Below are 18,483 nucleotides of genomic sequence, written 5' to 3' on the forward strand. Positions count from 1 at the left end.
TATTATTCACTTTGGAAACACAGAAAAATGCCTAGAGCTCGCTGTTATCCGAAAATAAACTTAAACTTGTGTGTATTAACAGTTATGGATGAGGCGCAACGGCTAAGTTGGTGTTTGAAAATAGGGTAAAGGATGAGATGCTCAAACGTCCCTACGCTAAGCGAAAAATCGAAAGCAATACAAAATGGATGAATAGCGTTATTCACTTTCATCACAAGATTTTTTGGAAATAGGTGCACGATACAGAAAGAGGCGTATTTTGTCGTATTTGGTATTTGAACTAGACTAGATGCCACATCGCGCAAATCGTGGTTTAAATCAGACCATTATCGATTTCTGAAACAAAATGATGTATTTGGATTTGTACGAAAATATAAATGGTGCCCGGGGCCGGACTTGAACCGGCACGTCCTTACGAACGAGGGATTTTAAATCCCTTGTGTCTACCAATTTCACCACCCGGGCAGCGGGGGGATACTTGTTAATGAAAACAAGCTGGTATTGCTAAAGCGTATATGGAGGCGGAACCCGGAGTCGAACCGAGATCCACGGATTTGCAATCCGCTGCATAGCCATTCTGCCATTCCGCCACATTTGGAGCTAGAAACGAAACTCGTATCAAGCTACCAGTAGTAAAACCTTTCTACTACTTGCTACTTTAATTTGGAGCGGGAAACGAGATTCGAACTCGCGACCCCAACCTTGGCAAGGTTGTGCTCTACCACTGAGCTATTCCCGCACCTGTTTTAAAAAGCTAACTGGTTAAGTAACGGTGACTTGTTTACTTATCGAGTTGTGTGCTGCTCTCTAAATCTGGGCTGCATTCTACATTCACTATCAAGACTGTCAACAACAAAAATAACATTTTATGACTGACTGCTTGATTTTTGACTAATGCGCTTTTTTTTCCATCAATTTAACGCAAATAAGCCTATTTCTTCTCTGATTTTGATAATGAAGGCCATGCTGCAAGTGTGTAAGAAATCATCGACCAGAAAGATAAAACCGCCGCGAAGTACAATAATATGTAACCTAGGGTGACCCAATAAATGGGAATTCCCATAAAATACTGCAATTCCGAGAGTAAACCTATCAGGGCTAACATTTGTGCCATCGTTTTCGCTTTACCCATAAACGAAACTTTGACGGTATCTTGCATCCCTTTTTGGCCCATCCATTCGCGTAGTGCTGAAATATATATTTCTCGGGCTAATAGTAAAATCGCTGGAATGGTTATCCAGATGGTGGCGTAGGTGTGGGTAATTAACACGAGGGCCGTTGCGACAATGAGCTTGTCAGCCACTGGATCTAAAAACGCACCAAATGCGGTAGACTGTTGCAATTTACGGGCTAAGTAGCCGTCAAACCAATCGGTGATGGCTGCGAACCAAAAAACAAATGCAGCGGCTTGATGCGCCCACTGCCAATCAAGAAAATACACAGCGACAAAAATCGGTATCAGTAAAACCCGGAGCACTGTGATGATATTAGGGATAGTCCACATGGAGCGGTGAGTCCTCGTTATTGATTCGGTAGGCTGCCCTACCTGCTGCGTGTTAACCACGCGCTGTTATTAATTGTGGATATGGTCATAAATCGTATCCGCTAGTTCTGCGCTGATCCCTGGCACATTGGCGATTTCACTGCGACTGGCTTGCAAGATCCCCTGCAAACCGCCCATATATTTCAACAAACTTTGACGACGCTTTGCCCCCACGCCTGGAATGGATTCCAACTTCGAGGTCTTTTTGTCCTTTTGACGCCGCGCTCTGTGCCCGGTAATCGCAAATCGATGAGACTCGTCACGAATATGCTGAATAAGGTGCAGCGCGATGGAGTCACCTGATAACGGGATAGTAGCATGGTTGCCAGCCAAAATAAGCGTTTCCAATCCTGCTTTACGGCTACTGCCTTTCGCGACACCTATCAGTAAAGGTTTCTTCTCGTGTTTCCAATCTTCAAAGTAGTCCTCAGCTTGGGTCAATTGACCTTTACCGCCATCGATGAATAGGATATCCGGTATTTTACTGTCGTCTTTTACATCGCGATATCGCCTTGCTAACGCTTGTGCCATAGCGGCATAGTCATCCCCTGGGGTAATGCCTTCAATATTAAAACGGCGATAATCTGCTTTAAATGGCCCTTCACGATTGAATACCACGCATGAGGCCACCGTTAACTGACCCGAAGTGTGACTGATATCAAAACACTCCATGCGCTGAATGGGTTGCTCAAACTCAAGTATTTTTTCTAATTCGGTGTAGCGTGCAAATACAGATTTTTGCTGGCCCTGCTTCGCAATCAATGCATTTTCGGCATTGGTATTGGCTAAATCTAAATAGCGGCGCTTTTCATCTCTGGCACCGCGATAAAACTGAATACGACGTCCTGCTTCTTTGGTCAATAACTCTTCTATTGCGCTCTGTTCGTTTAATTCCAGTGGCGTAACAATTTGCTTAGGGATAACTTTGTTGCCTGCTAAGTAAAATTGTAGGATAAAAGACTGAAACACTTCCTCGTCAGTAGCCTCAGCAGGCACTTTGGGGTAGAAGCTTTTGCTGCCTAACAGTTTATTGTCGCGAATAAACAGGCCTTGAATACTGGCAATGCCATTACGGTAAGCAAAACCAAACACGTCCATTTCTTCTTGGTTACCACTGACCCACTGTTGCTCTTGCACTTTATTTAGCGCACTAATCTGATCGCGATAGCGCGCTGCAGCTTCAAAGCGCAAATCCGTGCTTGCGCGCTCCATATGCTGCACCAAAGAGTCAATTACCTGCTTGTTCTTACCTTTAAGAAACATGCGCGCTAAATCTACTTGCGCTTGGTAGTCCTCATCACTCACTAGCCCTTCAACACATGGTCCGGCGCAACGTTGCAATTGATATTGTAAGCAGGGTCTTGAACGCGCCCGATAATAGCTGTCTTCGCATTGGCGAATAGGAAAAATTCGCTGCATTGTGCGCAAACTTTCGCGCACGGCCCAAGCACTTGGATACGGACCAAAGTACTCACCTTTGCGCTTTTTAGGGCCACGATGATTGGCTAAGCGGGGATGTTGGTGGTCTGATAAAAAGATAAACGGATAAGACTTATCATCACGCAGCAGCACGTTATAGCGGGGCTTATATTTCTTGATAAAATTGTTCTCAAGAATAAAAGCTTCCGCTTCACTGTGCACGACAGTGACATCCATGTGTGCAATCTGCTTCACCAAAGATTGAGTCTTGATGCTATCAACTTGGCTACGAAAATAGCTAGATACGCGATTTTTGAGATTTTTAGCTTTCCCCACGTAAATCACATCCTGCTTGTGATTGTACATGCGGTAAACGCCCGGTTGATTAGTGAGATCCTTGAGAAACGCTTTAGAATCAAACTCGATAGTGTCACTCATGAATTACAAATTTTCTGAATTAATCAACTTATGGCGCAGTGCCAAATGAGTCAGCTCAACATCCGTACTGACATTGAGCTTTTCAAACATACGATAACGATGGGTGTTCACTGTTTTCGCACTGATATTTAAAAACTTGGCAATGTCTGGGACTTTTGAACCCTTGGTCAGCATAAGCGTGATCTCTAATTCGCGCTCTGACAGAGACTCAAACGGGTTGCCGTCACTGAAATCTAGCGCACCTATTGCAATTTGCTGGGCGATATCAGGGGAAACGTACTTTTGCCCAGCGGCTACTTTACGAATAGCCAACTCCATCTCTTTAGGATCTGAGTCTTTCGTTAAATAACCAAATGCTCCCATACGCATCACTTTCGCAGGAATGGGGTTTTCTTTGTGAACCGATAACACGATAACACGTGTATTTTCACTAAAACGCAAGATTTGCTTGGTCGCTTCCAATCCACCAATGCCAGGCATACTCATATCCATTAATACCAAATCGGGTGCATTTTTACGGCAGAATTTGACTGCCTCTTCACCCGTTGTAGCTTCTCCAACTACGACAAAACCTTGTACATCTTCCAAAATACGTCTTATACCGGTTCTGACCAACTCATGGTCATCAACCAACAATATTTTTATCAAACAAGTGCTCCTAGAGGAGTGTTATTTTTCTCGATTAAGGCGTTCAATATCACACAAATTAGAAAATATTTCAGCCCTCAATTACCTTGTATTCACTCACAAGACGTGTTTATTTTATAAAACTGTGTGAATTTTGTACTTATCGGTAAAAGTGTGTGCTTAATCGGTTCCAACCTAGAATGGTATCTTTCAAACCCTGCCCCGTATTTCTTGCCAAACAGGTGGCGACAGAGCATCGAATAATCCATCGGTTTTCACAATCAGGGACCTTAGCGGGCGCTGTAGGTGTGCCCCCGCACCGGCATTTACTTGGCATATCTGCTATGTCGGCAAGGCGATTAGCCAAACTGCCTACTTCGTTTTTGTGTTTCATATAATAACTAAACTGATATTACCGTTAGGCAAAGAGCATAAAGTAAATAACCCTACAAAGTCACGGTTATATTTTGTCAAGCGTACTAATTTATCGATTTACGTAAACTTTTTGCTCATATTCACAACCTAACAAACCCCAAATTGCTTAAAATGCAAGCTAAGTTGCCACTCATCCTGTTCTAAGTATTGGATAAATTTGCTATTAATCTTGCATCTTCAATTTGAATATTACTTTTAAGGCATATTAGGTAAATATTGAATTTTGTTTGTGGGCCTATAACTAGGCTTATGCTTTATGATGACTCATATCGGCTATTTACGACTATTGCATCACCGATGATGGTGTACCCGAGATCTGCGCCGACGCATACGAATAAGCCTTTCACGCTCTCGGACGCTTCTCCCCCTAACCCAACGAAGTTTATTTAGCTTATGGGACCGCGCGCATCATAGCGCCGAGCTGTATAGGGCTATTAGTGTTTTGGTCAGCCAACTACAATGTTAGTTTGTACCTTTAAGCAAGCGTCATATTGCTTGGAGGTATCGCTGTTACTCTGGCTCATATTTTTAAGCGAGGGTCACTGGGTGCTCTTCGGTTGCGAGGAATGAAATAACGAAGACTTACACCATTGCACTTTAATATGTGCGCACGCATTAATTCACATTAGAATTAACGAATATGAGTGGAGGTTTGATTATCTATCACTGAGACAAAGCCCGAAGCGTAACCCAGACATTTGTTCGAACAGCGTGGATTTTCACCCTCACTACCGACTCGGCGAAGACAGAAAAGCCTACGGATACAGTTTTTGATTAACTATCTAGTGACATTAAAACAGTGCGAGGAGTGTACTCAAGCACTTCCCTGTGCCTGACGCTACGCGCGCCAGCCGCGGTAATGAATGTTCCAGACATTCGTTCGAACCGCGGGGTTTCTCACCCTCATTACCGACACAGCGAAAACGGAAAAGCCTACAGATACAGTTTTTAATTTAACTATCTAGTGACATTGAAAACAGAGCGAGGGATGTACTCAGGCACTTCCCTGTGCCTGACGCTACGCGCGCCTGCGGCGGTAATGAATGTTCCAGACATTCGTTCGAACCGCGGGGGTTCTCACCCTCATTACCGACACAGCAAAAACAAAAAAGCCCCAACGAACAGCGTTGAGGCTTTTTTGTTTTTATGGCGGATAGCGAGGGATTCGAACCCCCGGTAGGTTTGACCCTACGTCTGATTTCAAGTCAGGTGCATTAAACCGAGCTCTGCCAGCTATCCAATTCTTTTTGTGTAAACAGATTCATCTCTAATGATTTGCATCTATTTACTTCACAATATGGCGGAGAGGGAGGGATTCGAACCCCCGGTAGGTTTGACCCTACGTCTGATTTCAAGTCAGGTGCATTAAACCGAGCTCTGCCACCTCTCCGAATTGAGGAGCCGAATATTAATGACGTTTTACGTGCTTGTAAAGCCTTAATTAGTCAAAACTTACTGACCGACCACAAATTAGGCACACTGACCATTTTTACATCAAGTTACTAATATTTCGCATAATAGTCGCCCCTAGCACTTGAATAATTGAACAAAACCCCATACAAAGGCATCATAGATATATTATCTGTTTTCACTACATCACTTTACCTATTGGAGGTAACAAATGGAACATCGTACTACGTATAGCAATACTGCTCAGGGTTCTGCCCTGCAAACTAACAAGGTCTTGCGCAATACGTACCTACTATTGGCAATGACTCTGACATTTAGCGCAGTGTGTGCTGGTATAGCTGCTGCAATGAATATCGGCCCAGGTGCTGCGTTAGGTATGAACCTTGCCGCATTGGTTATGATTTTCTTTTTAAATAAAGCATCACAAAGTTCAATGGGCATTTTATTCGTATTTGCCTTTACCGGTTTATTAGGTGGCTCTTTGGGTTACACCCTAAATTACTATGCTGGCTTCCAAAATGGTCCTGAAATGATTATGCAGGCCTTTGGCGCAACCGCGTTAGTGTTCTTTGGTTTATCCGGTTATGTTTTAACAACGAAGAAAGACTTCTCTTTCATGGGTGGTTTTTTAATCGTCGGCTTAATCGTGGCGGTTGTTGCGTCTCTAGCTAACCTATTTTTCCAAATCCCTGCGCTTAGCTTGGCCGTCAGTGCTGCTATCGTGTTTATTATGTCTGGCTTCATCTTGTTTGATACTAGCCGTATCATCAACGGTGGCGAAACCAACTATATTCGCGCGACAGTTTCAATGTACTTGAATATATATAACTTGTTCACATCGATCCTTCACCTACTGGGTGCTTTCGGTGGCGATGATTAATCGTTAATGTGTTGCAAAAACACCCCGCTTAGTCGGGGTGTTTTTATTTGTACTAAACTCAGGTGATTTTCAATTATGGCAAGCTTTTGTTTATTGGTTACCCACGCTCCGTTTGAGCAACAACATGCATTTACTGCTTATCGCTTTGCGTGCAGTGTGCTGGCTCTAGGACACGAAATAAAAGGCGTTTTCTTTTATCAAGCGGGCGTACAGAATGCCAATGGCTATCAGGCGGGTCATAGTGATGAATTTAACGTGCATCAAGCGTGGATGGAGTTAGGTACACAACATCGCATACCGTTAAATGTATGCGTCACCGCGGCTAACCGCCGAGGCGTCATTAACGCGCAAGATGCCAAAGATAACGACCAGCATGGGTTTAACCTAACCGAGCCTTTTATCGAAGTAGGTTTGGGTGATTTAGTTGAGCTATGTCAGGTCAGTGATAAGGTGATACAGTTTTGATTATGAAAACCTTAGGTATCATTAATAGTACCGCACCTTATGGTCTGTCTAACGGACAGGAAAGCTTGGACTTAGCATTGGCCTCGGCCAATTTTGGACAAGAAGTGACGCTATTTTTTGTAGATGATGGCGTATTTCAATTGCTCAAATCCCAACAACCATCTCCTGAACAAGGTAGGCATTACAGCAAGACGTTTCCCGCTCTCACATTCTACGATATTGACGATATTTATGTTTGTCAGCAAAGTCTCAGCGAAAGGAAACTAGAGGTGTCAGACTTGTGCATAGAAGTCACCGCCCTGCCCCCAGAAGAGCTAAATCAGCAGCTAGCTCAGCTTGACCAATTGATGAGATTTTAAATGACACTGCATATTGTTAGCACCAGCCCTTTTAGCAGCACTGTATTTGAAAGTGTTTTTAAACGTTGCAACAAGGGTGACGGGATCATGTTGATACAAGATGGCGCATACGCGTTGAACCATGTGGACATCAGTCATCAATTAAGAGAACTGAGCCTATCATTAGGCATCACCTGCTTTGTTCTAGAAGATGATGTGGTCGCCAGAGCAAATCATCTAACGTCTACAGGTACAAACTCTAAATTAATAAAATCTATCAGCATGGAAGGTTTTGTCGCACTAACGCTTGACTACAAAACGACGATCAGTTGGTAAATAATAATGTTGATTTACACCATCGTTAACCAGAGGTGAAGTAAGTCGCCCGAGATAAAAGATATTAAGAGGTTTCAGTGCACGTGAGCGGTTTTATAGAATACAAAGGGCAACAGATCCCAATAGACAAACAAGGCTATTTATTAAATGTGGACGACTGGCAACCAGATTTAGCACCCCTTTTAGCCAAAGAAGAGAGCATCGAGTTAACCGATGCCCATTGGGAAGTAGTCAACTTTGTGCGCGATTTTTATTTAGAGTACAACACCAGCCCAGCGATGCGTGCCTTAGTCAAAGCCATGAAGGTAAAATTTGGTGAAGAAAAAGCCAACAGCCGTTATTTATTTAGGTTATTTAAAAAAGGTCCTGCTAAACAAGCCACAAAAATAGCCGGCCTGCCCAAACCCGCGAAATGTTTGTAGTTTAAAGCATATTAAATCATAAAAAGCGCGGCCACTTATCTGCAAAATGGCCGCGCTTTTTTGTATCAGTAACGCCGAAGCGGTATCACGCTATTTAACGGCACCAATCACAGTTACACCATTCATATAAGGCTGAAGCACTTCAGGAATGGTAATGCTGCCATCGGCTTGCTGGTAGTTTTCCAAAATGGCCACTAGCGTGCGTCCTACTGCCAACCCTGAACCATTTAGCGTATGTAGCAACTCGGTTTTATTCGTTTGCGGGTCGCGGTAACGTGCTTGCATACGACGCGCTTGGAAATCAAGCATGTTTGAGCAAGACGAAATTTCACGATAGGTATCTTGTGCGGGCAACCACACTTCTAAATCGAATGTTTTGCATGCACCAAAGCCCATATCGCCGGTACACAACAGCATCTTACGGTAGGGCAATTCAAGCAACTGAAGTACTTTTTCAGCGTGGCCAGTTAATTCGTCTAGAGCTTCGAATGATTTGTCCGCTTCGACCAATTGCACCATCTCCACTTTATCGAATTGATGCTGACGAATAAGACCACGAGTATCACGACCATATGACCCCGCTTCACTTCTAAAGCAAGGAGTATGCGCCGTCATTTTAATCGGTAATTCATTGGCTGCAAAAATACAGTCACGTGCAATATTGGTTAACGGCACTTCTGACGTGGGTATCAAGGACAAGCCTTGACCTTCTTCGGTTGCGGGTTTGGTGTGAAAAGCATCCCCTACAAACTTAGGAAATTGACCTGTACCTAACATGCTTTCTTCGTTCACTAAATACGGCACGTACATTTCTTGATAACCATGCTGCTCTGTGTGTAAATCAAGCATGAACTGAGCAATGGCTCGGTTTAAACGCGCTATTTGGCCACGCATCACCACAAAACGAGAGCCGGTTAACTTAGTGGCGGTTTCAAAATCTAAACCGTTGGCGACACCAGCACCTAAATCAACGTGATCTTTGACTTCAAAATCAAACTCCCGAGGCGTGCCCCAACGAGACACTTCTACATTCTCGTCTTCATCTTTGCCTTCAGGCACACTGTCGTCAGGCAAGTTAGGAATATTCAAAGTCAGCGTCTGAATTTCATCTAGCAAGCCTGTCAGTTCGGCTTTGGCCGCATTAAGCTCATCACCAAGTTGGCCGACTTGTGCAAGCAAAGGCTCAATATCTTGACCTGATGCTTTCGCTTTACCGATAGACTTGGAGCGTACATTGCGTTCATTTTGTAGTTCTTGAGTGCGCATCTGTAAAGATTTGCGCTTTTCCTCTAGTGCTGTGAACTGAGCAACATCAAGGGTGTAACCTCGTTTTTCGAGTTTTTGCGCCGCAATGTTTATATCGTTACGTAAATACTTAGCATCTAACATCTTGTTTGACTTAACCTTTAACTAGTTGTGTACCCAACCATGCTGCAAATAAACAGCAGGTGACATTAATAAATATATTGAGCGCCCCTTTCAGCCACATACCTTGTTGCAACAGCATGAGGCTATCTACTGAAAACGTTGAGAACGTAGTAAGAGCGCCTAAAAAACCGATACCAATGGCTGTGCGCCAAACGACGATTTCAAGATGCCCCTGTTCAATGAGCGTATAAAGCAGTCCTAAACTGAACGACCCTACAATATTGACCAGAAGTGTACCAAAAGGAAATCCTTTGCCAAACCATTGCAACATCAAACTGGAAAGAAAAAAGCGTAAACAGGCACCTGTTGCGCCCCCTAGCGCAATATATGTGTATATAGCAAAACTATGCTGCATTTACTTGTACCTTTTATGAGCGCTCTTGTTATTTAAATCAGTCAGAAAATCTAATTTCGCCTTGAGCTTTATCTCCAGCCCTCTCTCATTAGGCACATAGTATTGTGTATCTTGCATTTCGGGTGGTAAATAGCTTTCCCCCGCAGCAAAGGCATTTGGCTCATCATGGGCATAGCGATAGCCATCACCGAACCCCATTTCTTTCATTAACTTAGTGGGAGCATTACGCAAGTGGCTAGGCACTTCGTAATCCGGCAATGATTTAGCATCCCGCATCGCTTGCTTGAACGCCGTATAAACCGCATTACTCTTGGCTGCACTTGCACAATACAAGGTAGCTTGCGCTATGGCTCGTTCGCCTTCTGCAGGGCCAATGCGTTGGAAAATATCCCACGCATTGAGGCAGACTTCCATCGCTCGGGGATCGGCATTACCGATATCTTCAGTAGCAATGGCCAATAAACGCCGTGCCACATAAAGCGGTTCACACCCAGCATTTAACATACGCGCATACCAATACAAAGCGCCATCAGGAGATGAGCCACGCACAGATTTGTGAAAGGCAGAGATTAAATCGTAAAACTGGTCCCCGCCTTTGTCATACTGAGCGACCTTTTCACCTACCGCTTCTTTAATGGCTTCAAGTGTGATTATTCCTTCAGTGGAGAAGTCAGCAGCCAACTCAATATAATTCAATAGACGCCTTGCGTCACCGCCTGCAAGCTCGGTTAAAAGCGCAATACCCTTGTCTTCTATTTGCAGAGCTAACTGCCCCAACCCACGGGACTCGTCAGTTAACGCTCGCTTAGCAATATCTGTCAGATCGCTCTCAGTCAGTGATTTAAGCACATACACCCGGGCACGAGATAATAAAGCACCGTTTAATTCGAAAGATGGGTTTTCTGTGGTGGCGCCGATAAACGTAATCGTGCCGTCTTCAATAAAAGGCAAAAACGCATCTTGCTGACTCTTGTTAAACCTGTGTACTTCGTCAACAAATAAAATGGTGCGCTTGGCCTGGTTAAGCGCATTTTGTTTTGCTTGTTCAATAGCACTGCGAATATCTTTTACGCCGGAAGTAACTGCGGAGATCCGCTCGATATGCGCATCGCAATGCATAGCAATAATTTCAGCTAATGTGGTTTTACCTGTACCAGGCGGCCCCCAGAGGATCATCGAATGGCATTGGCCACGCTCAATGGCGCTGCGCAGAGGTTTGCCTACACCAACAATGTGTTGCTGGCCGAAATATTCGGCAATATTTTGCGGGCGCATGCGTGCAGCTAGTGGTGCGAAGCTTGGGTCGTCTTGGTGGCTAAAATCGAATCCTTGATTCATCAGTTACGTTGGTCGTCCAAGTCGTAGCCTTCAGGCAGACTAAAGGTAAAGACCTCATCACTGACCGTTTTATTTTGCTGAATATCATTGAAATACAAGTCGCTAATTTGCTGCTGGCTGTCTTGCATGCTCATCGACGTTAACTGTGCCCCATCAAACACTAACACGAGTGAGTGTACTGCAGAATCAGGTTTTTTCGCATCAATACGAAAAGTATCATTGGTATGAGAAACACTGAAATTCTTCCAAGCGTCACTATTCGGCTGAGTGAGCAAAATAAGGGGATTATTGGCCACTGCTTGGTCTTGACTGATGGCAGTAACTTGCTCCACAAAAGGGTCCACATTCCATAGTGTGCTGCCATCGGCAATGAGAATATTTTCATTGGGCGGGTTGAGCTCCCAATATAGTTTGTTGGGTTGTTTTAGCTTTATCACCCCAGTTGCTTCTTGCAGTACTTCGTGATTCGCGTCTGTCACTTTTTGGGTAAACGAGGCGCTAAAGTTATGTAGGGTTTGCAATCGCGCTTTCAATTTATCTTCATCGGTTTGCTGAGCACTTACGCTAAAAATAGCCCCTAACATTAGCAATAAGGTCCCTGATAACCTTGCCACGTAACCGATATATTTCACACTGTTCATATTTTGCTGAATACCTATCATAAATTAATCTCTTGGTGGTGGAGGTGCCAACACTTCTCTATTACCATTGTGCCCTGGTGGCGTTACGACACCACTTTGTTCCATTTGTTCGACCAAGCGCGCTGCACGATTGTAACCAATTCTAAATTTACGCTGCACACTTGATACTGACGCGCGGCGTGACTCAGTGACGAATGACACGGCTTCATCGTAAAACACATCAAACTCTTGATCGCCGCCTTCTGGTTGCTCACCGGGCAGTAATACCTCAGCTGTGGTGTCACCGTTGAGAATCTCATCAATGTATTGCGGCGCACCGCGGCTTTTCCAATCGGCTACTACAGCATGTACTTCTGGGTCATCAACAAACGCGCCGTGGACCCGTGTCGGCACGCCAGTACCTGGTGGCAAGTACAGCATGTCGCCCATTCCCAATAAGGTTTCAGCGCCTTGTTGGTCTAAAATGGTTCGTGAATCTATTTTTGATGACACCTGAAACGCAATACGGGTAGGAATATTGGCTTTTATCAAACCAGTGATAACGTCAACTGACGGACGCTGTGTGGCGAGTACCAAATGAATACCAGCCGCTCTGGCTTTTTGGGCTATACGGGCAATAAGCTCTTCGACTTTTTTGCCAACGATCATCATCATGTCAGCAAATTCGTCGACCACGACCACGATAGCCGGCAGTTTTTCCAAATCAGGCGCTTCCGTTAACATGCTCTCTTCTGATTTCCACAAGGGATCTTTTATCGGTTGGCCTGCTTCAATCGCATCTTTGACTTTCTGGTTGAAGCCTTTGAGATTACGTACACCCAGGGCTGACATTAAACGGTAGCGACGCTCCATTTCCCCAACACACCAGCGCAGTGCGTTGGCCGCTTCCTTCATGTCGGTTACCACTTCAGCGAGCAAATGCGGTATGCCTTCATAAACAGACAATTCAAGCATTTTCGGGTCAATCATGATCATACGCACGTCTTCTGGCGTTGATTTATACAACAGGCTCAAAATCATGACGTTAACCCCAACAGACTTACCTGAGCCAGTGGTACCTGCCACTAATAAATGTGGCATTTTGGCTAAATCAACAATCACAGGTTGGCCTGATATATCTGCTCCTAACACCATGGTTAAATCGGACTCGGCTTTTTGAAAAGCGTCACAGCTAATCACTTCGCTCAAGCGCACCATGTCGCGCTTTTTATTGGGCAACTCTAAACCTATTACCGATTTACCTGGAATGACTTCCACCACGCGCACCGAAATAGCAGACATCGCACGGGCCAAATCTTTTGAAAGACCGGTAATCTTACTGACTTTGACACCTGGCGCTAAGTCCATCTCAAAACGGGTGATAACAGGCCCTGGATACACACCTACCACTTGTGCATCGATGTTAAAGTCTTTTAGTTTTTCCTCAAGTAAGCGAGAGACCATTTCAAGCTCTTCAGGGGTAATCGGATTTTTAATTTTGTCTGCTCGTTGCAGTAAATCAAATGACGGCATTGGCTCAGGAGGTTTACTGTCGGCAATCGCTTTCGCTGCCGCTTGCGCCTCAAGATTGGCTTTTACGTCATCAGAAACATAAACGCCATTATGCGCCTTATCCTTGGGCTGCTCAGCAGGTGCATCTGGCTCATCCTGCATTTCATCAATATCGTCTTGCGATTTCTTTTTACGACCAAAGCCTATCTTGTCGCGCAACTCGCTGATTGAAATTGGGCTCGATTCCTCTTTTTTCGGTTCGGGCTCGAACAACACCTCATCGGGAATACTAAAACTCGGTTCAGGCTCGTCATGACTAAAAGGCGTCACACTTGGCTCTACACGCTGGTGATCGGGTGTATAAGGCGGAGGAACTGAAGTATTCAGCTTGTCATCAGTGCTTGCTTGCTCGTCCTTACTATCGCGATTAAAACCGAGTCGTAGCATGGGAGCTTCTTGGATTTTCTGTGGCAGAGACCAAGCACCTGTTGCAAACGCGACGGCCAACGCACCGGTTTTATCGACAACGGTTAACCATGAAATTCCAGTTAAAAACGTAAAGCCAGTGCAAAACAAGCTAAGTAAAATAAGAACCGTACCGGCGAAATTGAGATAAGGAACAAGCGATGCGCTAATCACATCTCCTAACATCCCTCCTGCCGAGAAATAGAATAAGTCATTAAAGTTAAGGCTGGCTATTCCCGCTGCACCAACAAGGGCCAATAATAGCCCTAAAATTCGCAGTCCAATCGTTAAATAGTCAAACTCAGAAATACGCTTACGTTGCTGGAACATAAACCAACCGGCGAATGCCGCTGTGAAGGGGAAGATATAAGCAATGTAGCCGAACATAAAAAATAAAATATCAGCTAACCAAGCGCCAATCGCGCCAACCCAATTGTGAATGTCACCTTGCAAACCAGCTTGGCTCCAGCTTGGGTCGGCTGGATGAAAAGAAGCCAATGCGAGGAGTAAGAAAAAAGCAAATGCGCAACTGAGCATCATGCCTACTTCCATAATCCGTTGGATACCTGTGAGTCTTGCCATAGCGTTTTCTTTCAACTTAGGGTTACTGCGTAAAATTAGCTGTATAAGATACCAGTGCTTTGGTCAAAATCCTAGACAACGGCGTGCTTATGCCCAGTATTTGAGCAATCTTCGGTTAAACAGTTCAGCGTTGATTAATTTTCACCATGGTGGTGTCTTTGACTTCTTCCATTACAACGTAAGTTCGAGATTCATTCACTCCTGGTAATCTAAGTAGGGTGTCACCAAGCAACTTACGATAGGTCGACATGTCTGCCACTCGCGCTTTAAGCAAAAAGTCAAAATCACCAGAGACTAAATGACACTCTTGGATGTCTTCATGCTGTTTTACCGCAGTAGAAAATAGCTCAAATATATCAGGCGACGTTTTGGTCAACGTAATTTCCACGAAGACTAACATCGCCGCACCGAGTTTTTGTGGGTCGACTCGTGCATGATAGCCTAGAATATAGCCTTGACTCTCAAGACGTTTAACTCTTTCTAAACAAGGACTTGCACTTAGACCGACCTTATTGGCTAAATCGATATTTGATAAACGGCCGTTCTTTTGCAGCTCACTTAAAATATTACGATCGATTCTATCGAGGTGTTTAGGTGTTTTTATTAACATAGATAATACTGCATTTAATGGCTTTCTCCCTATTTTATACTTAAAGCACTAAATCTTCAGAATAATTTTCTTCGAACCTTCACTTATACTTCACTCATTATGCAATACCGCATTCAATCGCCCTCGGGTTCAAGCTTCAAAGGAAAATTTATGCTAATTGGTGTACCAAAAGAAATTAAAAACCACGAATATCGCGTAGGTCTTACGCCTGCTGCAGTTAAAGAGTTTGTTGTTCATGGACATCAAGTATTAATTGAAGATAATGCGGGTACTGCTATTGGCTTTACCAATGAAGAGTTTATTGCTGCCGGTGCTGAAATAGTGCCTGATGCAGCAACCGTTTTTGCCAAAGCTGAGATGATTGTAAAGGTTAAAGAGCCGCAAGAAAATGAATGCAAAATGCTGCGCAAAGGCCAAACCTTGTATACCTATTTGCACCTTGCCCCCGATCCTAAACAGACCGAGCTACTAATTGAATCTGGCGCAACCTGCATTGCCTATGAAACAGTAACTGATAACCGCAACGCCCTGCCCCTTCTTGCACCAATGAGTGAAGTTGCTGGTCGTATGGCGGTACAAGCTGGCGCGCACTATCTTGAAAAAGCACAAGGTGGTAGTGGTACATTGTTGGGTGGTGTGCCAGGTGTAGCTCCGGGTAAAGTGCTAATTATCGGTGGCGGTGTTGTGGGCACAAATTCAGCTAAGATGGCGTTGGGCCTTGGTGCTGATGTTACCATTTTGGATCGCTCTTTACCGCGCTTACGTGAGTTAGATGATATTTTTGATGGCCGTGTTAAAACCGTTTTTTCAACAGTTGATGCTATTGAGCATTATTCGTCAAAAGCTGACTTAGTGGTGGGTGCAGTACTCATTCCTGGCGCTGCAGCACCTAAACTATTGACCGCAGAACATGTTAAAAACATGAAAGAGGGCTCAGTAGTGGTTGATGTCGCTATTGATCAAGGTGGTTGTTTTGAAACCTCAAAAGCGACGACACATCAAGATCCGGTTTATATCGTAGATGGTGTTGTTCATTATTGCGTAGCAAACATGCCTGGCGGTGTTGCGCGTACATCCACTATGGCACTGAACAATGCAACGCTACCTTTCGGTTTAGCTTTGGCTAACAAAGGGCCTAAGCAGGCTATGTTAGATGATGCGCATTTGCTTAACGGCTTGAATGTGCATGAAGGTAAAGTTACGTACAAAGCGGTAGTTGATGCACTTGGAAAATCTTTAGGGTTGACCTACACCGATCCTAAAACGGCACTGAGTGCCTAAACATCAATGGATGTAGATTAAATAAAAAAGGCACTCGAGAGTGCCTTTTTTGTGCGTTTAAATGCGTCTAGAAATTTAACGTAAATGTCTAAATTTTAAATATTAGCTCAAGCGATAGATGCATTAATAGCGTCAAGCGCAGCGACTGGATCCTTCGCTTGCGTAATAGGACGGCCAATAACCATGTAATCCACCCCAACTTGCATAGCCTCTTGAGGTGTCATAATACGTTTCTGATCACCAACGTCACTCCCCTGGGGACGAATACCGGGCGTCACCAACATAAATTCCTTACCCAAAATCTCTTTTAACATTGCAGCTTCTTGTGCCGAGCATACCACTCCGTCAAGTCCTGCTTGTTTGGTTAGGGATGCAAGCGTTAACACGTGCTCCATGGGCGATGATTGAATACCAATTTGTGACAGCTGACGCTTATCCATGCTGGTAAGCACTGTTACTGCGATAAGATGAGGCTTGTCTTGACCGAACTGAGCTAAGCCTTCACGCGCGCGTATCATCATATCTTCGCCACCAGAAGCATGTACGTTCACCATCCATACGCCTAAATCTGCGGCGGCGATGCACGCTTTGGCAACGGTATTTGGAATATCGTGGAACTTGAGATCGAGGAATACATCGAACTCCTTCGCCACCAAAGTGCGAACAAACTCAGGACCGAAATACGTGAACATTTCTTTACCGACTTTTAGACGGCACTGAGATGGGTCAATTCTATCTACAAAATCAAGTGCGTCTTTCTTTACATCAAAATCAAGTGCGATAACCACTTTTGGATCTTGCATTAACGTTTATTCTCCGTCTAAGCCTTTAATCGGTTTAACCTGGCCCCATTTTTTACAGGATGGGCACAACCAATGTATTTGCCCCCCCGAAAAGCCACAGCTGTGACAGCGATATTTAGGTCGCTGCTTAATCTGCTCTTCAACAAGCTCTTTTAATAGCACAAGGCTATTCATGGACTCATCAGGGGCTTGTTGTTCAATATACAACCCCATAAGCGTTTTAAAGCCTTTCATGGTGGGATGTTTACGCAGTTGATCAAGCAAAACATCAGCCGCTTCTTTTGTTAAACCCTGCCGTGCCATTAATTTCACTTTGGCTAGATAGGAAGTGGCACATTGCTGCCAATATTCGTTAAGGATCTTTTCTAGCTGCTCAAGATCGCCCAGTGCTTCAGCGCTTTGTTCTATCAGCGGCACCGCCTCACTCAACCAAGATATATCACGCAAAGGCACTTGTTGTAAGTACTCGATGGCGGTCTGATATTGCTCTTGGCTAATCGCTATTTGCCCTAGCATTAGCCATGGGCGAACGGTATTTTGGTCAGCCATAATGGCTTTTTGCAAGGTTTTCTCGGCTAGATTAAGTTCATTTTTACGGACATAAATAGCCGCTTGCTCGCAATAAAAATGCGAGATGCGAATGCATAGCTCGTCACTATCGCCATGATTTTCCATCATATTCTCAGCCAGCTCTATCCCTCTGCCCCATTCTTTGGTGGCTTGATAGATATCGAAAAGCTGCTGTTGTGCATCTAGAAAATGTTTGTCTGAATTCAATAGCTGCAGAAAAGCGTTCTCAGCACGCTCTAAAAATCCTGCAAGCACATAGTCCTTGCCCAATTCTTTGAGGGCAGATTCGCGCTGTGCAGGGGAAATTTGTTCTTTACTGACAAGGTTTTGATGAACGCGGATTGCTCTGTCTAACTCGCCTCGGTGTCTGAAAAATTTGCCCATGGCAATATGGGTTTCAACCGTATCACTGTCGAGGTTGATCATTTTTATGAGAGTATCGACGGCCTTATCAGGCTCATCAGATAAGAGGAAATTTAAGCCTTTATAGTAATGCTTAGATAAAATACTAGATTGCTTACGCTGTGCTTGACGTACGCTATTGCGCCCCATCACCCAGCCATATCCGGCGGCTACAGGTAATAGCAGAAAAAGCAGTTCAAGCAT

The 18,483-nt window shown here is 44.4% G+C and carries 17 protein-coding genes and 5 tRNA genes; 6 read left to right on the top strand and 16 right to left on the bottom strand.

Annotation, left to right across the window (positions count from 1 at the left end):
- Positions 1–378: 378 nt before the first annotated feature.
- The 8 genes from AC0L6N_RS10265 to AC0L6N_RS10300 all read right to left on the bottom strand — a co-directional run bounded on the left by AC0L6N_RS10265 (position 379) and on the right by AC0L6N_RS10300 (position 5,852).
- A tRNA-Leu gene (locus tag AC0L6N_RS10265) sits at positions 379–465 on the bottom strand.
- Between the two features lie 51 nt (positions 466–516).
- A tRNA-Cys gene (locus AC0L6N_RS10270) sits at positions 517–590 on the bottom strand.
- Between the two features lie 74 nt (positions 591–664).
- Positions 665–739, bottom strand: a tRNA-Gly gene (locus AC0L6N_RS10275).
- Positions 740–931: 192 nt separating this feature from the next.
- Positions 932–1,504 (bottom strand): CDP-diacylglycerol--glycerol-3-phosphate 3-phosphatidyltransferase, encoded by a 573-nt coding sequence (gene pgsA / locus AC0L6N_RS10280; protein ID WP_011575238.1) that lies wholly within the window; start codon positions 1,502–1,504, stop codon positions 932–934.
- A gap of 69 nt (positions 1,505–1,573) precedes the next feature.
- Positions 1,574–3,400: an excinuclease ABC subunit UvrC gene (gene uvrC / locus AC0L6N_RS10285; protein ID WP_473481052.1), complete on the bottom strand. Its 1,827-nt coding sequence runs from the start codon at positions 3,398–3,400 to the stop codon at positions 1,574–1,576.
- A 3-nt stretch (positions 3,401–3,403) separates the two neighbouring features.
- Entirely contained in the window at positions 3,404–4,048 is a 645-nt protein-coding gene (gene uvrY, locus AC0L6N_RS10290) for a UvrY/SirA/GacA family response regulator transcription factor (protein WP_006991167.1), read from the bottom strand.
- A gap of 1,561 nt (positions 4,049–5,609) precedes the next feature.
- Positions 5,610–5,701, bottom strand: a tRNA-Ser gene (locus AC0L6N_RS10295).
- 59 nt (positions 5,702–5,760) lie between these two features.
- Positions 5,761–5,852 (bottom strand) — tRNA-Ser (locus AC0L6N_RS10300).
- A 231-nt stretch (positions 5,853–6,083) separates the two neighbouring features.
- Between AC0L6N_RS10300 and AC0L6N_RS10305 the strand changes: the two genes are divergently transcribed.
- From AC0L6N_RS10305 to AC0L6N_RS10325, 5 genes are all read left to right on the top strand, one after another.
- On the top strand, positions 6,084–6,752 hold the full coding sequence (locus AC0L6N_RS10305) for a Bax inhibitor-1/YccA family protein (protein ID WP_006991166.1): 669 nt from the start codon (positions 6,084–6,086) through the stop codon (positions 6,750–6,752).
- Between the two features lie 75 nt (positions 6,753–6,827).
- The gene (gene tusD, locus AC0L6N_RS10310) at positions 6,828–7,217 is read left to right on the top strand and encodes a sulfurtransferase complex subunit TusD (protein WP_473481055.1); all 390 of its coding nucleotides are present in this window, start codon (positions 6,828–6,830) and stop codon (positions 7,215–7,217) included.
- A gap of 2 nt (positions 7,218–7,219) precedes the next feature.
- Positions 7,220–7,576, top strand: coding sequence for a sulfurtransferase complex subunit TusC (gene tusC, locus AC0L6N_RS10315; protein WP_011575241.1), 357 nt, complete (start codon positions 7,220–7,222; stop codon positions 7,574–7,576).
- Positions 7,577–7,891, top strand: a complete 315-nt coding sequence (tusB, locus tag AC0L6N_RS10320) for a sulfurtransferase complex subunit TusB (RefSeq protein WP_473481058.1) — start codon at positions 7,577–7,579, stop codon at positions 7,889–7,891. It begins immediately after the preceding gene.
- Between the two features lie 83 nt (positions 7,892–7,974).
- Complete coding sequence (locus AC0L6N_RS10325) at positions 7,975–8,313, top strand: TusE/DsrC/DsvC family sulfur relay protein (RefSeq protein WP_473481060.1); 339 nt, start codon at positions 7,975–7,977, stop codon at positions 8,311–8,313.
- Between the two features lie 90 nt (positions 8,314–8,403).
- Here the strand turns inward: AC0L6N_RS10325 and serS are convergent, their stop codons facing one another.
- The 6 genes from serS to lrp all read right to left on the bottom strand — a co-directional run bounded on the left by serS (position 8,404) and on the right by lrp (position 15,223).
- Complete coding sequence (gene serS / locus AC0L6N_RS10330) at positions 8,404–9,702, bottom strand: serine--tRNA ligase (protein WP_473481061.1); 1,299 nt, start codon at positions 9,700–9,702, stop codon at positions 8,404–8,406.
- A 10-nt stretch (positions 9,703–9,712) separates the two neighbouring features.
- Complete coding sequence (gene crcB, locus AC0L6N_RS10335) at positions 9,713–10,096, bottom strand: fluoride efflux transporter CrcB (RefSeq protein ID WP_011575245.1); 384 nt, start codon at positions 10,094–10,096, stop codon at positions 9,713–9,715.
- Positions 10,097–11,434 carry a replication-associated recombination protein A gene (locus tag AC0L6N_RS10340; protein ID WP_473481064.1) on the bottom strand — a complete coding sequence of 446 codons (1,338 nt, stop codon included), beginning with the start codon at positions 11,432–11,434 and terminating at the stop codon, positions 10,097–10,099. It abuts the gene before it with no gap.
- Entirely contained in the window at positions 11,434–12,096 is a 663-nt protein-coding gene (gene lolA, locus AC0L6N_RS10345) for an outer membrane lipoprotein periplasmic chaperone LolA (protein ID WP_473481065.1), read from the bottom strand. Before lolA ends, AC0L6N_RS10340 begins: the two co-directional genes overlap by 1 nt.
- A gap of 3 nt (positions 12,097–12,099) precedes the next feature.
- Positions 12,100–14,613 (bottom strand): DNA translocase FtsK, encoded by a 2,514-nt coding sequence (locus AC0L6N_RS10350; protein ID WP_473481067.1) that lies wholly within the window; start codon positions 14,611–14,613, stop codon positions 12,100–12,102.
- Positions 14,614–14,737: 124 nt separating this feature from the next.
- Entirely contained in the window at positions 14,738–15,223 is a 486-nt protein-coding gene (lrp, locus tag AC0L6N_RS10355) for a leucine-responsive transcriptional regulator Lrp (protein WP_011575249.1), read from the bottom strand.
- 150 nt (positions 15,224–15,373) lie between these two features.
- Here lrp and ald point away from each other — a divergent pair, with 150 nt between their 5' ends.
- Positions 15,374–16,504: an alanine dehydrogenase gene (ald, locus tag AC0L6N_RS10360; protein ID WP_011575250.1), complete on the top strand. Its 1,131-nt coding sequence runs from the start codon at positions 15,374–15,376 to the stop codon at positions 16,502–16,504.
- Between the two features lie 107 nt (positions 16,505–16,611).
- On the opposite strand, the gene pyrF is transcribed toward ald, so the two are convergent.
- Entirely contained in the window at positions 16,612–17,307 is a 696-nt protein-coding gene (gene pyrF, locus AC0L6N_RS10365) for an orotidine-5'-phosphate decarboxylase (RefSeq protein WP_473481070.1), read from the bottom strand.
- A gap of 6 nt (positions 17,308–17,313) precedes the next feature.
- Positions 17,314–18,483 carry a lipopolysaccharide assembly protein LapB gene (gene lapB, locus AC0L6N_RS10370; protein ID WP_473481072.1) on the bottom strand — a complete coding sequence of 390 codons (1,170 nt, stop codon included), beginning with the start codon at positions 18,481–18,483 and terminating at the stop codon, positions 17,314–17,316.

This window comes from Paraglaciecola sp. G1-13 (genome assembly GCF_055809255.1).

Coding starts and splice junctions, on each gene's coding strand:
- pgsA (WP_011575238.1), bottom strand. CDS start 1,504: ATGTGGACTATCCCTAATATCATCACAGTGCTCCGGGTTTTACTGATA.
- uvrC (WP_473481052.1), bottom strand. CDS start 3,400: ATGAGTGACACTATCGAGTTTGATTCTAAAGCGTTTCTCAAGGATCTC.
- AC0L6N_RS10305 (WP_006991166.1), top strand. CDS start 6,084: ATGGAACATCGTACTACGTATAGCAATACTGCTCAGGGTTCTGCCCTG.
- tusD (WP_473481055.1), top strand. CDS start 6,828: ATGGCAAGCTTTTGTTTATTGGTTACCCACGCTCCGTTTGAGCAACAA.
- tusC (WP_011575241.1), top strand. CDS start 7,220: ATGAAAACCTTAGGTATCATTAATAGTACCGCACCTTATGGTCTGTCT.
- tusB (WP_473481058.1), top strand. CDS start 7,577: ATGACACTGCATATTGTTAGCACCAGCCCTTTTAGCAGCACTGTATTT.
- serS (WP_473481061.1), bottom strand. CDS start 9,702: ATGTTAGATGCTAAGTATTTACGTAACGATATAAACATTGCGGCGCAA.
- crcB (WP_011575245.1), bottom strand. CDS start 10,096: ATGCAGCATAGTTTTGCTATATACACATATATTGCGCTAGGGGGCGCA.
- AC0L6N_RS10340 (WP_473481064.1), bottom strand. CDS start 11,434: ATGAATCAAGGATTCGATTTTAGCCACCAAGACGACCCAAGCTTCGCA.
- lolA (WP_473481065.1), bottom strand. CDS start 12,096: ATGATAGGTATTCAGCAAAATATGAACAGTGTGAAATATATCGGTTAC.
- AC0L6N_RS10350 (WP_473481067.1), bottom strand. CDS start 14,613: ATGGCAAGACTCACAGGTATCCAACGGATTATGGAAGTAGGCATGATG.
- lrp (WP_011575249.1), bottom strand. CDS start 15,223: ATGTTAATAAAAACACCTAAACACCTCGATAGAATCGATCGTAATATT.
- ald (WP_011575250.1), top strand. CDS start 15,374: ATGCTAATTGGTGTACCAAAAGAAATTAAAAACCACGAATATCGCGTA.
- pyrF (WP_473481070.1), bottom strand. CDS start 17,307: ATGCAAGATCCAAAAGTGGTTATCGCACTTGATTTTGATGTAAAGAAA.
- lapB (WP_473481072.1), bottom strand. CDS start 18,483: ATGCTTGAACTGCTTTTTCTGCTATTACCTGTAGCCGCCGGATATGGC.